10 protein-coding genes and 1 pseudogene are annotated in these 14,748 nt (G+C 41.8%); 4 read left to right on the forward strand and 7 right to left on the reverse strand.

What is annotated here, in order from left to right:
- Positions 1–162: 162 nt before the first annotated feature.
- Together ACM0OS_RS18010 and ACM0OS_RS18015 are read left to right on the forward strand one after the other, a co-directional pair.
- Positions 163–1,707, forward strand: a complete 1,545-nt coding sequence (locus ACM0OS_RS18010; RefSeq protein WP_414544574.1) for a hypothetical protein — start codon at positions 163–165, stop codon at positions 1,705–1,707.
- A gap of 126 nt (positions 1,708–1,833) precedes the next feature.
- Entirely contained in the window at positions 1,834–2,130 is a 297-nt protein-coding gene (locus ACM0OS_RS18015) for a hypothetical protein (RefSeq protein WP_414544575.1), read from the forward strand.
- Positions 2,131–2,134: 4 nt separating this feature from the next.
- Here ACM0OS_RS18015 and ACM0OS_RS18020 read toward each other — a convergent pair whose 3' ends face one another.
- A complete protein-coding gene (locus tag ACM0OS_RS18020; RefSeq protein ID WP_414544584.1) occupies positions 2,135–3,013 on the reverse strand; it encodes a lysophospholipid acyltransferase family protein in 879 nt (292 codons plus the stop codon).
- A gap of 219 nt (positions 3,014–3,232) precedes the next feature.
- Here ACM0OS_RS18020 and ACM0OS_RS18025 point away from each other — a divergent pair, with 219 nt between their 5' ends.
- Positions 3,233–3,625, forward strand: a complete 393-nt coding sequence (locus ACM0OS_RS18025; protein ID WP_414544576.1) for an MAPEG family protein — start codon at positions 3,233–3,235, stop codon at positions 3,623–3,625.
- A 1,192-nt stretch (positions 3,626–4,817) separates the two neighbouring features.
- Here the strand turns inward: ACM0OS_RS18025 and ACM0OS_RS18030 are convergent.
- The 3 genes from ACM0OS_RS18030 to ACM0OS_RS18040 all read right to left on the reverse strand — a co-directional run bounded on the left by ACM0OS_RS18030 (position 4,818) and on the right by ACM0OS_RS18040 (position 7,602).
- On the reverse strand, positions 4,818–5,924 hold the full coding sequence (locus ACM0OS_RS18030; RefSeq protein WP_414544577.1) for a sensor histidine kinase: 1,107 nt from the start codon (positions 5,922–5,924) through the stop codon (positions 4,818–4,820).
- An 11-nt stretch (positions 5,925–5,935) separates the two neighbouring features.
- Positions 5,936–6,646 carry a response regulator transcription factor gene (locus ACM0OS_RS18035; protein WP_414544578.1) on the reverse strand — a complete coding sequence of 237 codons (711 nt, stop codon included), beginning with the start codon at positions 6,644–6,646 and terminating at the stop codon, positions 5,936–5,938.
- Between the two features lie 242 nt (positions 6,647–6,888).
- Entirely contained in the window at positions 6,889–7,602 is a 714-nt protein-coding gene (locus ACM0OS_RS18040; protein WP_414544579.1) for an NYN domain-containing protein, read from the reverse strand.
- 1,107 nt (positions 7,603–8,709) lie between these two features.
- Here ACM0OS_RS18040 and bchH point away from each other — a divergent pair.
- A pseudogene (gene bchH / locus ACM0OS_RS18045) lies at positions 8,710–12,457 on the forward strand (magnesium chelatase subunit H).
- Between the two features lie 74 nt (positions 12,458–12,531).
- Here the strand turns inward: bchH and ACM0OS_RS18050 are convergent.
- From ACM0OS_RS18050 to ACM0OS_RS18060, 3 genes are read right to left on the reverse strand one after another with little or no spacing between them, the layout of a single operon-like run.
- Complete coding sequence (locus ACM0OS_RS18050) at positions 12,532–13,239, reverse strand: carbonic anhydrase (RefSeq protein WP_414544580.1); 708 nt, start codon at positions 13,237–13,239, stop codon at positions 12,532–12,534.
- A gap of 16 nt (positions 13,240–13,255) precedes the next feature.
- Positions 13,256–13,567: a P-II family nitrogen regulator gene (locus tag ACM0OS_RS18055; protein WP_414544581.1), complete on the reverse strand. Its 312-nt coding sequence runs from the start codon at positions 13,565–13,567 to the stop codon at positions 13,256–13,258.
- Between the two features lie 4 nt (positions 13,568–13,571).
- Positions 13,572–14,540, reverse strand: a complete 969-nt coding sequence (locus tag ACM0OS_RS18060) for a sodium-dependent bicarbonate transport family permease (RefSeq protein WP_414544582.1) — start codon at positions 14,538–14,540, stop codon at positions 13,572–13,574.
- Positions 14,541–14,748: the final 208 nt, after the last annotated feature.

The following is a 14,748-nucleotide window of genomic DNA, read 5'->3' on the forward strand; positions in this document are numbered from 1 at the left end:
TTTGTCGTTGTTATTGTTTGGCGGGAGTCTCTTACTAATGAGGTATTTAAGATTTTGGATTAAAATTCCTTACTAAAAGGCTATTTGAGGAATTTTAAACCTTATTATCTATACCAACTTGGTATCAAAACTAAACCAGACTCAAACTCACAAATCACCACCATGTCCTCTGGTTCCTCTGGCCGTTATCAAAGCAGACTCTTTAACTTTGTCCACCAGCAATCTCGGCGGTTGACATCACAGTGGGATCATACCTTGCGCCATGTGCAAGTTGCTACTAAGTGGGGTGTGCAAGTATTACTTTATCCCTTGTACTTACTTTTGCATTCAGCCGCATCAGATGGCAAAATACTGGGGACTCAAGAACCAGCATCCAGACCGCAGTTACAACCAAATGATACCGACTTCCTAGGGGAAACTCCTCCACCTGCTGATACCCCTGTTCAGCAAGTACTAGAAGCAGTACAAAGTTTAGCATCGGAGTTAGATACTACTAACACCCAAATCTCTGCACCTCTGAAATTTTTGAGTTCTTTGTGGGCGAAATTGGTTCCTCATCCTGCAACTAAGTCCAATTCTCCACCATCTTTAACAACTGCAAATAACGAATCAGCCAATCTCAAATGCCATTTGCCATTGGTACGAGGAATTGCCACAAACTTGGTAAATCGTAATTTGGTACTTGTTAGTAGCAATAACGAAATTTTAGATATTTTGACATCCCAGCAGCAAGCTAAATTAGAAGCCAGAATTATTAGTGAAATTGGTAACTACTGGCATTCTTGGCAGTTAGCTACAAATAAACAAGCAGCGGAGTTACTACCAGAAATTCAGCGAATTTTGGCAAAGCTGACTGGTAATACTACAGCTAAAATTCCCCAAATTGCTGAGGGGATACCAAAAGATTTATTACCTACCGATAAGTTATTAGCCTTCTTAGATGCATCTATTGCCAAGTTAGAAACCAATGCTGTATTACCTGCACAACAGCGTAGCCAGGAACTTGTTCGCATTGCCCAATTACAGCTAGATATATTCCTTTATGGTAAAGAACAAGTAGCCGCTAGAGGAGATATGGCGGCAACTGTTGAAGGTTTAGAAACTCACACACTAAATTTTCAGGCTTTAATTGAAGCGGCGCTGAATTACTTTTTTGGTGTGAATAAAGGTAAAAAACTCGAGCCAAAATATAGTAATAATTATTCCCCAGGAAAAAGATTATCTGCTAAAAATCGCTTCCAGGTTTTGCCTGCAACCAGCCAATCTCAACATGAAGTTTTAGCGGTAGATCCTTGGTTGAATTGGAGTGATTTGTTTGGTAAGGTTGATACTGTTACTGAGCCGCCAATTACATCTAAACCAAATCCCGTCACCGTTTCTAGTTCAACCCAACAATTGAATAGTAGCCAGCCAAAAACTAAATTTAGTTTATTACCAAAGAAAAAAGTAAACCACAATCTCACCACGACTCAACCAACAGCTGGAAAACTCAATAAAGCCCGTACTTCCCAAGCCATAACTAAGAGTCACAAAAATACCCAAATTGAAACCCAGCCAGACTGGATAGATGTAGAAGCAACTTTTATAGGTTATGATAAACATCCTTTAGAGCAACTTCTAGAATGGCTTGATCATGCTATTCTCTGGCTAGAAGAAATAGTTGCAAAAATTTTTCAGGCATTACAAAGGTTATGGCGGGGTAGGTGAGATTAAAGTTGCCCACATTTAATTTATCTGCCACAAATTAGCAAAATACTGACTATAATTAATTTTTACGTTTCAAACTAGGCAGTTTGAAGTTTTAATTGTTGAGTGCTATTGGTGGTTTTTTGCGTGAAAATTATTGTCTACTGTAAATACTTCAATTTTAAAAATCCACTAGATAAACCCAAACTGGAAACATTTGTGGTCAATTTACCGCAAATTCCCAAGGTAGGGGAAACAATTGTTGTCGAGAGAATTTCCCCCCAAAAAGAGTTTGTAATTATTTTTGAATACGTTGTCACAGCAGTGCAGTTTAATGCTTCTAGAGAATTGACTGATGCAGCCGATGCTCAAGTAAGTGCATCTTTGAACCACTGTTGGGAGGGAACTTCCAATTTCAAAATTAATAACTTTTTGGAAAAATAAGAATTTACCACAACATGTGATTGAGGAAATTACGTAACAGCTTTGGCCCTTGTGGTTCTTGATAGTTAGTGGGTAATAAATTCAGCATGGCATTTTGCAATGTTTCCAAAGCTGTATCTACTTCCTGTCGCTTGACTCTGGAAGTTTGAGAAAAGTATAACGGCTCCCCAAAGCACACAGTTAACTCTTTGCCTAAATAAAGATCATACGTGCCTGTTAAGGTGACTGGTACTATGGGGACACCAGCCCGCAAAGCATAAATTACAGTTCCTCGCTTGAGGGGGAGATACAACTTACCCTCAGCACTTCCCAAGCGTCCTTCGGGAAACAGTACCAGTCCATCACCTTGAGACAAAATACCCTGGACAATGCGGTCTATTTGTCGTAGTGTCTGGATATCTCCCCCTGTAGGTACTGTTTCCTCAATTACTTTAGCCAGTTCAACAAGGTCATTTCGTCCAGCTTTAGCCGCTTCGATGACAGCTACTTCTTCTTTCCAGATTCGTTCTAAAGGAATGACACCTCCCACTAAACGCAGAATCTGACGCTTCCACCACTTGTTATAAAGGGTACGCGCGTCACCAAGGACATAATAGTGGGGATGAATGGGGAGTTCTCCCAGCAGCAGCAACGGATCAATGTGGTGGAGATGGTTGACAGCGAGGATGGCTGGTTTTTCAGGTATCCTGTCGAGGTGTTCGACTCGTACCCGAAACAGTGCATGAATAAGCGATCGCAATACACAACGACGCACCATAGCATGAACTCTGGTTTCTGGATGCCCTTGACTCATGGCTTCCAGGCGTTGGAGAACTTCTGCGATTGTCTGGCGCACAGCGCGATCGCTAGCCGCAACCACACCTTCTTGCACTCGCTTAATCATGGCAGATGTCAAGTCAGCTGCATCAACATGGGAAGTCACCTCATCAGTTTGATCTTCCCGATTAGGTTCGTGAGAAGAACTTTTGATAGCACCCTCTTTGAATTCATGAACAGATCATAATTTTTGATTACACATTATGTACTAACCTCCAGTTAGAAATATGAAACCGCTGCTAACCCCAGAATTTTCTATAATTTTTTAGTACATGAGGATTTTGATATGTCGCCCTGGATTAGTCTCATAACTGCTCTGACGTTGCTTCTATACTTGGTTATTACTATTAATGTTGGTCGAGCCAGAGCCAAATACAAGGTGAAACCTCCCCAAATGTCAGGAAATCCTGACTTTGAAAGAGTGGTGCGCGTTCAACAAAATACCCTAGAGCAAATGGTTTTTTTCCTACCTGCTTTATGGTTATTCTCTTTTTATGTCAGCCCATTGTGGGGCGCAGGTATTGGTGCAATTTGGCTTTTGGGACGTATTGCCTATGCGTGGGGTTATTATCAAGCCGCTGAAAAACGAGCCATTGGCTTTGCCATTAGTTCTATCAGCAGTATGGTGTTACTTTTAGGTTCCCTTGTAGGCATCATCCTATCTTTGGTGCAGCCATAATCATTGGCAGGGGATTGATAAATACCAAAATGTCCCCAATTATTTTGTGGAATGGGTGTTTTCACCCGTCCCATAATTAAATCATGACAGTTAAAACCTCCGACATTATGATGCTAAAGAGCAGAATAAATTTTGATAGCAAAAACCATGCTCATATAAATAAATTAAGTAATATGAAAAACTCACTGCAAATATCACTAAAATAACAGGAATTGTAGTATTTATATCTATTTTTCGTTTTTTAAATATTTCCCACACAGACATTAAAATCATCAAAGGCCAGAAGATAATTGTCATTAAACACATAATCAATGAAAGAAATTTATCTTCTGGAGTAGAAGCATGATGACGCAGAGAAAATCTGAGCCAATTGCTGAAAAAATAGCAGGTCATCAATAAGTAACTAATACTGAAAGTTAATTGCATTTGATTCATTGCCAATCCTCCTTAACAGTGATTGCATAATTGATTAAAGATACTATAATGAAGGTTGATAAAATCTAGATATATGCAACAGGAATTTTAATGAAAAATACTCTGATTTCAGTTTAATATTCTTTGAATAAAATAAAAAATATTATGCGAAGCCAGAAAAATAGCAAGTTAATTTAACTCACTTTAATTCATGCTGGTAGTAATTGTCCTTGGGGGTGTCACCCCCAGTCACCAGCGCGGATCAAGTAGTGAGTCATCTTTAACATCTGTGCTTGTGAGCGGTTAGCGTTCGCCGCATATCCTAGAAAACCTATACCTGCACCAATACGGTTCACTTAAGAGAAAAAGTAGGTTGGGTTAAGCGATAGCGCAACCCAACAAAGTCTTGAAGATGTTGGATTTCCTGAAGTCAACCCAACCTACTACTAATTCTATTTTTTAGCCTTAACTGAACAGTATTGATACCTGCACAACGTAGAGCCTATTTCTTTTTTCAATTAGTCTTGGGAATGATGCTGAGGAAACAAGTAGGCGATCGCAGCACCACCAGATACAGTTAGTACACTTACCAATAATGTAGCTAAAAGAAAAGTAGTCATATGGGGGATTGGGGAACTCGTAGCCCCCTCTGGGGATAAGGAGCAATGAAGATTGAGCAGAAGAATGATTTCATTACTTTTAAACTAGCAATTGCATATGACACCCGTGCATAGTGGTTGTGACAATTGTTTGTAAATAAAAAACTAGCCCCTAGCCTTTATGCCAAAGGCAAGAAAAAACGAAACGTACTACCAATACCCAGTTTGCTTTCTACATAAATTTGACCGCCTTGCAACTCGACTAAACGGCGGGTGATAGTTAAACCGATACCCGTACCTCCAGAATGGCGATCGCGTGATTGGTCAGTCCGCCAAAAGCGTTCAAATACATGATGCAAGTCTTCTGGGGCAATGCCAATGCCTGTATCTATCACAGCAATCCAAAGTCGATTAGCTTCAGTCCAAACACGAATTGTAATCTTACCTTCGGTAGTATAACGTACTGCATTACCTAGCAAATTTACTAATACTTGTTCTGTGCGGTCAATATCTGCCAATACCAGTGGCAATGGGGATGGACATTCCCAACGCATCACCGGGCCATCTTCTAGTAGCTGGTCGCTAAATTTCTCTACCAAGGATTCTAATAAAGGAAACAAATTCACAGGCTGGATATTAATTGGCAGATAACCTGCTTCTGCCTTTGAGAGTTCTTGTAAATCGTTAACCAAGCGTTCTAAGCGTCTAGTTTCTTTAGCCAGTCTGCGATAAATCTCTGGAGACGGTTCCATTTCGCCATCGGCTAGTTCCTCTAAGTAACCGCGAACTACTGTCAACGGTGTCCTTAATTCATGGGTCATATCACCAATCAATTCTCGCCGCCGTGCTTCCACACCTTCTAAACTTGCTGCCATCTGATTAAAACTAGTTCCCAAGCGATGCAGTTCCGGAATATCAGACAAAGGTAACCGCGCTTCGAGTTGACCTGCGGCAAACTTTTGGGTGATTTGTTCCATCTCTGTCAACCGCAACATAATTCGTTTCGATACCCAGTAACTCAATCCTCCCGCCGCCGTACTACCTACTAAAACAGACCAAACAGTGCCTCGCCGCCAAGCAGTTTCAAATCCTTGCACCAATTCACGCCGGATATGAATTAATCTCACCCCCCGACTTTCTAGCGTTTCCAAGTGCAGCACAAAAAAGCGGGGAGAAGAAACTTTGCTGATGATTACAAGACTAAATAAGCCCACTATCATCACCACTAGGTGGGATACAAAGAGGCGTGATGCCAAAGGCAAGGATTTTGCCCAATGCCAGCCCATCTTGATTATCCTCACGCTATAGGGGAATCTTCAAATTTATAACCTACTCCAACCACAGTTTTAATAAAAGTGGGACTAGCCGGATCTGGTTCAACTTTTTTTCGCAGTCGGGCTACATGAGTGTCAACTACCCGCTCATCACCAAAAAAATTGTCACCCCAAAGTTTGTCAATTAGCTGAGTGCGGTTCCACACTCGACCAGGATTGCTGACAAAGGTACTTAATAAGTTAAATTCTAAAGTAGTTAAGTCTAAAATTTCTGCGGGTTGGGCATTCATCTGACGGCTGGCAGTGCGTTGGTCTACATCTACTATAAAGTGTTGAGTTCGATTCACATGGTGCTGTCCTCCTTGGCGGAGACTACGCCGTAATAATGCCCGCACCCTAGCAACTAATTCTCTGGGGCTAAAAGGCTTAACCATGTAATCATCAGCACCAGTAGACAAGCCAATCACGCGATCAATTTCCTCACCCTTGGCTGTCAGCATTAAAATATATGGATCTTTAACACCGGGTTGCTGGCGAATCCTGGCACAAACTTCCAATCCATCCAACCCAGGAATCATTAAATCTAAAATGATTAAATCTGGTGGTTGTTCTTTAAACATCCGCAAGGCATTGACACCATCGCGGCTGATGCGACAGAAAAATCCTTCTTTATCTAGTGAATGTTGAATCAACTGAGCAATTTCTGGTTCATCCTCAACAATCAAAATATCCATCGCAATTAGGATTCAATAAAAATACGCAGAGTTCCCCAGTTTGCTATTCTACTCCATTACCTTGGTGTGGGTAGGGTAGTAGTGAAAAAGCAGAGGGGCAGGGGGCAGGGGAGAAAAATCGCCCACAATTCCACTCGGCTTTAAACCTTATCTTTTGATAAAATCCAATTCGATGGATTTGTAATGGGAATTTACAGAACCTAGACTGAGGAGCAGTTCCCAATCTAAAATCCCAAATGATATTACAGCTTGGAATTAGACAGCGCCCGATAACTATAGCCGAGATGAGAATCCTTTTGAATGTACTGTTTAATACCATCAAGGTCAACAAATTCATCAGCGACATCAATCAAACTATCGCTGGTTGTCGCGCGCAAACTCACCACTTCAACACGCGAACCTGTACTAGTTACAGCATTCACAGCATAAGATAAGTCTCTATCTCCACTGACTAAGATTGCCGTATCGTAGTAAGGAGCCAAGGTGATCATATCTACAGCAATCTCTACATTCAAATTGTGTTTTTTGGTGTGATCCGACAGTTGAGCCTCCTTGATGACTACACGATAACCATTGCGACGCATCCAAAATAGAAAACCCTGTTGCTTTTCATTAGTACGTGGACGGTTAGGAGTCGGTCGTGAAGTATCGACAATAGTGTAAAAGAAAGCGCGCAATAACCGTGAACCCGCAGTTAAATGACAAAGTAATTTGAGATAGTCAATTTCAATGCCAAGTTGTAAAGCGGTATTAAAGAGGCTGACACCATCAATAAAAATAGCTACTCGACCCCGATTTTCATCTTTGATGACAGAAGTTTTTGATATAGTAGGCTCCCTTTTTTTGGGACTTTCACATTTCACACCATTTTTTATTGGGCTTTTTCCTGGTAAATGGGGTTCCTCCTCAGGACGCTTATAGACATTTTTTGGTTTGGTAAAATTAGTGATGCTCATTGACTCCTCTAGATTTTAAATCTGGAAATGCTTTCGGATAAATTGGCAAAACATCGACTGGGCCATCAGCCTAGCCGCAAACAGTATTTAGTCATTGAGCGTCAATCCACTCAAATCGTGGTAATTGTAGAGATTCCAAAATTTAACGCCCCAGTAGGTGTTAACTCTTCTCAGGGCAGGTTTTACGAGATATTCCCTTTGCCTACAGTTATGCTGCTCCTTATCTACCTTTACTGCATATTGACTAGTTACAGGATGCAAAAACTTGAGTGCAAGCAGCTTCCCATCGGCGTAAAGGTAATAGTGAGCCGTCGGCAGTTATTTTTATTGTACATCTCTATTTAAAAAAGCTTCATTAAGGCAATCTTTGTATATTGACGTAGCGATATTGAGATGAATAATTAGAACTTAATACTTGACACAAACCTATTGTTCATGCATATTTGATTAGTTCCAAGAGGATACTATATTTCAATTTAAATGAATGTATCAAGCATTATTTACGTTAGCATTTATAAGATTTTCATGATTAAAATGCCAATTTTGTTTTGATATTATCACCAGATTTTAATATAGAGTTATAACCATTTACATGGGATACAGATTTATTGATGCTCATCTGTAATTAATTATTTTTTGGATGTAAATCAATGATTTGAATAAGGACATATATCAATACCATTCAGTTAAGGCTAAAAACTACAATTGGTGTAGGTTGGGTTAAGCGATAGCGCAACCCAATGCTGCCAATAATGATGTTGGGTTTCCTACGTCAACCCAACCTACTTTTTCTCTTAAGTGAACCGTATTGGGCTATATATTCACAATCTTGAGTCAAAATAAGTCCGAAATATTGAGATTTTAAATTTTTCCAAAATTACCGTACATCAATCAAACAAGCAAAAAAAAGACCCCCAGTTAGCCTGTAGCTGAGGGATTCTTCAAGTCGGTATTGTCGCACAAAGATATTTGCGAATTTCACCATACCAACCTGGTGGTGAAGAAATCTGCCAAATTGCCAAATTGGGGAAATGGGGAGATGGGGGATGCTTCATTAACTGAAAGCACGTTTAAGATCTAAGTAAAGAAATCTTTCGTGGCTTGGGCATGAAACGCATCGTCTTGATTGCTGGATTTGAATCTTTCAATGCTGACTTGTATCGAACAGCAGCTGCTTTGGCTAACTCGCGCTGTCCTGATTTGGATATTCGGGTGTTTAGCGATGCCTTCGGCGAGCAAAGCGATCGCAATATTACCACTCAGCGCACCGAAGTAGCAGCCGCCCTAGATGGTGCTGACGTATTTTTCGGCAGCTTAATATTTGATTATGACCAAGTTTTGTGGTTGCGCGATCGCATTGCCCAAATCCCCATCCGGCTAGTGTTTGAGTCAGCCTTAGAATTGATGAGTTTAACCAAGTTGGGTGATTTTGCCATTGGTGACAAACCCAAAGGAATGCCCAAACCAGTTAAATTCATCCTCGATAAATTCAGCAACGGACGAGAAGAAGACAAACTTGCTGGTTACATTAGTTTTCTGAAAGTTGGCCCCAAACTCCTAAAATTTGTCCCAGTGCAGAAAGTCCAAGACTTACGCAACTGGTTGATTATCTATGGTTACTGGAACGCTGGTGGCCCTGAAAACGTTGCGGCTTTATTTTGGACACTAGCAGAAAAATATTTAGATTTAAAAGTTGGTGAAATTCCCCCACCCCTGGAAACCCCCAACATGGGATTACTCCATCCCGATTATCAAGGCTTTTTTACATCACCCCGTCAATATTTGGATTGGTATCAGAAGAGGACAAGGGGACAAGGGGACGAGGGGACGAGGGGATCAAATACTTCATCATTTTCCCAGTCCTCACTCCCCAACCATCGGAATTTTACTGTATCGTAAGCACGTTATCACCAAACAACCATATATACTCCAACTAATTCGCCGTTTTGAGGAAGCGGGTTTAATTCCTTTACCCATATTTATTAACGGTGTCGAGGGACACGTAGCAGTACGGGACTGGATGACTACTGAACATGAAACTCAGCAACGCCAAGTAGGTAATACAGAAACTCCTTCACTGTCTCCAGAAGCTGTTAAAGTAGATGCGATCGTTTCCACCATTGGCTTTCCTTTGGTGGGTGGCCCGGCTGGTTCAATGGAAGCAGGCCGTCAAGTGGATGTAGCAAAACGCATCCTCTCAGCAAAAAATGTGCCTTATATTGTCGCTGCACCTCTATTAATTCAAGATATTCATTCCTGGACACGGCAAGGTATCGGCGGACTGCAAAGTGTTGTATTGTATGCTTTACCAGAATTAGATGGGGCGATTGATGCTGTTCCTCTGGGTGGTTTGGTAGGTGAAAAAATATATTTAGTTCCCGAACGAGTACAGCGCTTAATTGGCAGGTTGCATAGTTGGATTGCTTTACGCCAAAAAGCTGCATCTCAACGCAAGATTGCCATTATTTTATATGGATTTCCCCCTGGTTATGGTGCTGTAGGTACTGCCGCATTATTAAATGTCCCCCGCAGTTTGTTAAAGTTTCTCAACGCCCTCAAAGACCAAGGTTACGACGTTGGTGAGTTACCAGCAGATGGCGAAGAATTAATTCGCTGGGTCAAAGTCGCCGACGAGAAAATAGAATCAAATTCCTCCCGACTCCCCAACACAGTCAACGCCCGTACTTTAGAAAAATGGTTGGGATATCTGCGAACATCCCGCATTGAAAAACAATGGAAGTCTTTGACGGGGACTGGTATTAAAACCTACGGTGATGAGTTGCAAATTGGTGGTGTGCAGTTAGGTAATGTTTGGATTGGTGTGCAACCACCTTTGGGGTTACAAGGCGACCCGATGCGGTTAATGTTTGAACGGGATTTAACGCCTCATCCCCAATATGCTGCTTTTTATAAATGGTTACAAAATGAGTTCCAAGCTGATGCTGTGGTTCATTTTGGGATGCATGGAACGGTGGAATGGTTACCGGGTTCGCCTTTGGGGAATACGGGTTATTCTTGGTCGGATATTTTGTTGGGCGATTTGCCAAATCTATATATATATGCGGCAAATAATCCTTCTGAGTCGATGTTAGCGAAGCGTCGCGGTTATGGGGTGTTGATTTCTCACAATGTTCCGCCTTATGGTCGTGCTGGTTTGTATAAGGAGTTAATTTCTTTGCGGGATTTAATTGCTGAGTACCGCGAAGATCCGCAGAAGAATTATGTGTTGAAGGAAGTTATTTGTAAAAAGATTGTTGATACTGGTTTGGATGCTGATTGTCCGTTTACTGAGGCTAAACGTTTGGGTATTGCTTTTAGTCCGGAAAATGTGCGGATGTTTAGCGCCCATATTTTTGATGATTATTTGCTGAAGTTGTACGAATATTTGCAGGTGTTGGAAAATCGGTTGTTTTCTTCTGGGTTGCATATTTTGGGGGAAGCGCCGAATGAGGAGGAGTTGGAGGGGTATCTGGAGGCTTATTTTGGGGAGGAGAACGAACCGCAAAGTTCGCAAAATTCGCAAAGAAGAGGAGAAAAGGAAGAGGAAGAGAGAGAAATCAGGGATTTATTAGCAAGAAATACTGATGAGTTAACGAATCTTTTAAGGGGTTTGAATGGGGAGTATATTCCACCTGCGCCTGGGGGTGATTTGTTACGGGATGGTGCTGGGGTTTTGCCTACGGGGAGGAATATTCATGCTTTAGATCCTTATCGGATGCCTTCTGCTGCGGCTTATGAACGGGGACGGGAGATTGGGGAAAAAATTATTGCCCAGCATTTACAGGAACATGGAAGTTATCCAGAAACTGTGGCGGTGATGTTATGGGGTTTGGATGCGATTAAGACTAAGGGTGAGTCTTTGGGGATTCTGTTGGAGTTGGTGGGGGCTGTACCTGTGAAGGAGGGTACGGGTAGAATTGTGCGTTATGAGTTGAAGCCTTTGGCTGAGGTGGGACATCCCCGGATTGATATTTTGGGTAATTTGTCGGGGATTTTCCGGGATAGTTTTGTGAATATTATTGAGTTGTTGGATGATTTGTTTCAACGGGCGGCTACTGCTGATGAACCGGAGGAACAGAATTTTATTAGGAAACACGCTTTAGCTTTACAGGCGCAAGGTGTGGAAAATACATCGGCGAGGTTGTTTTCTAATCCGGCTGGTGATTTTGGTTCTTTGGTGAATGATCAGGTGGTTGATGGGAATTGGGAATCTGGGGATGAGTTGGGTAATACTTGGCAAGGTCGTAATGTGTTTAGCTATGGCAGACAAGATAAGGGTCAAGCTAGACCGGAGGTTTTAAATACGTTGTTAAAAACAAGCGATCGCATCGTTCAAGAAATCGATTCGGTAGAATATGGTTTAACTGATATTCAGGAATATTACGCTAATACTGGTGGGTTGAAAAAAGCCGCAGAAAAGCAGCGCGGGAAGAAGGTGACTACTAGTTTTGTGGAAAGTTTCTCGAAGGATACCACACCCCGCAATTTGGAAGATTTACTGCGAATGGAGTACCGCAGCAAGTTAGTCAATCCCAAATGGGCGCAAGCAATGGCTAATCAGGGTTCTGGTGGTGCATTTGAAATTTCTCAACGGATGACGGCGTTAATTGGTTGGGGTGGTACTGCTGATTTTCAAGATAATTGGGTATATGACCAAGCCGCAGATACTTATGCTTTAGACGCTGAAATGGCGGAAAAGTTACGTCAAGCAAATCCTGAAGCTTTCCGTAATATTGTCGGCAGAATGTTGGAGGCGCATGGCCGGGGTTTATGGCAAGCTGAAGCTGAGAAGTTAGATAAGTTACGTCAATTATATGATTTGACTGATGAAGAACTGGAAGGCGTGACGGATTAAAAGTCAAGCGATCGCCAACAGGGAGAAGATGTTGGGTTTTGTCGCCTCAACCCAACCTTGATGATTATGGTGCTTCAAGTAATCATGGTTACACTACCTATATCCAAGTCGTAACGACCCCCCACAATTTTTAACTTGCCTGTCTTTATCCGTTCAGTTAAGAGCTTTGAGCGCTTTAATCGTTCAATTTGATATTGCACATTTGCCACCACAGCATTCTCAACTGCATCGCCCGGCTGATTTTTGACTCTTGTCACTGCTGGTTGGATTGCTTTAACAAAACTGCCAATGTCACCCAGCAGCGATTCGTTTTGCACAGCTGCTGTAACTGCGCCGCATCGTTCATGACCCAGTACCATTAGCAAGGGCGTACCTAACAACACAACAGCATATTCAATACTACCGAGTACTTCCCGCGTAGCAATATTTCCCGCAACCCGGACATCAAAGATGTCACCAATACCCTGATCAAAAATAATTTCTGGTGAAACCCGTGAATCAGCACAACTTAGGATAGTTGCAAATGGATGTTGCGCTTGAGAGACTTCCTGGACTCTAGCCGCAGATTGATCAGGGTATTGAGGTTGATGTTGCACAAATCGCTGATTTCCTGCCATCAGCTTTTGTAGTACAGTATCGGCATCGAGGGACTCAGAGGTAGCTAGGGTAGCAGCTTGAGCTTGTTCGCTGTGCCAAAGTAAATCCCCGCCAGTTACCATCATCCCCAATGCTCCTGTGACCCCCAACTTCAAAAAGTCACGACGTTCTCTAAAATGCTTCATCAGATTGATTAACCTCTTACAGAGATGCTACACATTTGACAGAGCGAATCTCCATGACATCTGAGATGTAACAGGTTCCCCCAAATTTGTTGAGCAGTGGTCTAATATTTTCGACTACAGGCTTGATTTCCTCTGGCATACAAAAGGCGATGATGTAAACATTATCGAGCATTGTCATGTCTAAATCTTCTGTTGTACCTCGTAATCCTTTCCCGGCCACATTACGAATCACAATATGATTATGTACACTTGATTTGTCTAAAACATCTAAAATTTTGCCAAGCTCAAAGGAGTTGGCAATCACTTCTATCTTTTTAACTAGGTGCATATTATTACCTCCAGAACAGGTTGATTCCGTAGAGATATAACGGAATTCCCACGATAATATTGAATGGGAAAGTCACTGCCAGAGCGGTAGAAACGTACAGACTAGGGTTTGCTTCGGGGACAGTCATTCGCATGGCAGCAGGGACGGCAATATAAGAAGCACTGGCACATAGCACAGCAAATAAGAGTGAATCTCCCTGATGCATACCGATGAATTTGGCAATCAGCAGCCCCAGACTGGCATTGACTATTGGAATTAGTATGGCAAATGAAATCAGAAAAAATCCGGTTTTTTGCAAGTCTTTAATTCTTTTGGCAGCAATTATTCCCATATCAAGCAAAAAGAAGGTGAGAACACCATAAAATAAGCCTTGAGTAAAAGGTTCTAATACCTGCCAACCATGTTCTCCTGTTAAAACACCAATCAAAAGACTACCAACTAAGAGAAAAACGGAACTATTGAGAAATGCCTCTTGTAAGACTTCCGTCCAAGATAAGTCCCGCTTGCCATCGGTAGTAAATATGTTCACCAGGAGAAGACCAACAATAATTGCTGGAGATTCCATCAGGGCCAGAGCTGCGACCATATAACCATCATAATCAATGCCCAGCTCACTGAGAAAGGCACTAGCAGTAATAAAGGTGACAGCACTAATAGAGCCGTAGGTGGCTGCGATCGCAGCTGCATCGTAAGTATCAAGTTTCAGTCTCAGGATAAAAAAGGAATAAACTGGCACAAAACAAGCCATCAACATCGCTGCCAATAGTGTTAGCACTACTTCCTGAGTGATACCGCTTTTGATCAGTTCCACCCCCCCTTTAAAGCCAATCGCCAACAGCAGATACAGCGAAAAGAGTTTGGGAATTGGTGCCGGAATTTCTAGATCAGACTTGACAAAAACAGCAATCATCCCTAAAAAGAAAAACAAGATTGGCGGATTCAGGATATTAAAAACAATTAAGTTGGCATCCATTATCACCCTCCTGATACTGATGAAACTTGCAATTAATCAAATTTTTCATTTGAAAAAATTTAACCGTTGACTCATCATGTATCGTGTCTTGTTACCCCATGTCAATTGTGTGCTAGTTGAAACTGAGTAACTTGGTAATTATTTTTTGTTATAAAATATACTTTGCTTTGAGTAACAGGGGTGGGGAGTAGGGAGTGGGGAGCAGGGG

It is taken from the genome of Nostoc sp. CCY0012, from assembly GCF_963920855.1.
GTDB lineage: Bacteria > Cyanobacteriota > Cyanobacteriia > Cyanobacteriales > Nostocaceae > Cyanocohniella.

Coding starts and splice junctions, on each gene's coding strand:
- ACM0OS_RS18030 (WP_414544577.1), bottom strand. CDS start 5,924: ATGGGCTGGCATTGGGCAAAATCCTTGCCTTTGGCATCACGCCTCTTT.
- ACM0OS_RS18040 (WP_414544579.1), bottom strand. CDS start 7,602: ATGAGCATCACTAATTTTACCAAACCAAAAAATGTCTATAAGCGTCCT.
- ACM0OS_RS18055 (WP_414544581.1), bottom strand. CDS start 13,567: ATGCACCTAGTTAAAAAGATAGAAGTGATTGCCAACTCCTTTGAGCTT.
- ACM0OS_RS18020 (WP_414544584.1), bottom strand. CDS start 3,013: ATGATTAAGCGAGTGCAAGAAGGTGTGGTTGCGGCTAGCGATCGCGCT.
- ACM0OS_RS18035 (WP_414544578.1), bottom strand. CDS start 6,646: ATGGATATTTTGATTGTTGAGGATGAACCAGAAATTGCTCAGTTGATT.
- ACM0OS_RS18050 (WP_414544580.1), bottom strand. CDS start 13,239: ATGAAGCATTTTAGAGAACGTCGTGACTTTTTGAAGTTGGGGGTCACA.
- ACM0OS_RS18060 (WP_414544582.1), bottom strand. CDS start 14,540: ATGGATGCCAACTTAATTGTTTTTAATATCCTGAATCCGCCAATCTTG.
- ACM0OS_RS18025 (WP_414544576.1), top strand. CDS start 3,233: ATGTCGCCCTGGATTAGTCTCATAACTGCTCTGACGTTGCTTCTATAC.
- ACM0OS_RS18010 (WP_414544574.1), top strand. CDS start 163: ATGTCCTCTGGTTCCTCTGGCCGTTATCAAAGCAGACTCTTTAACTTT.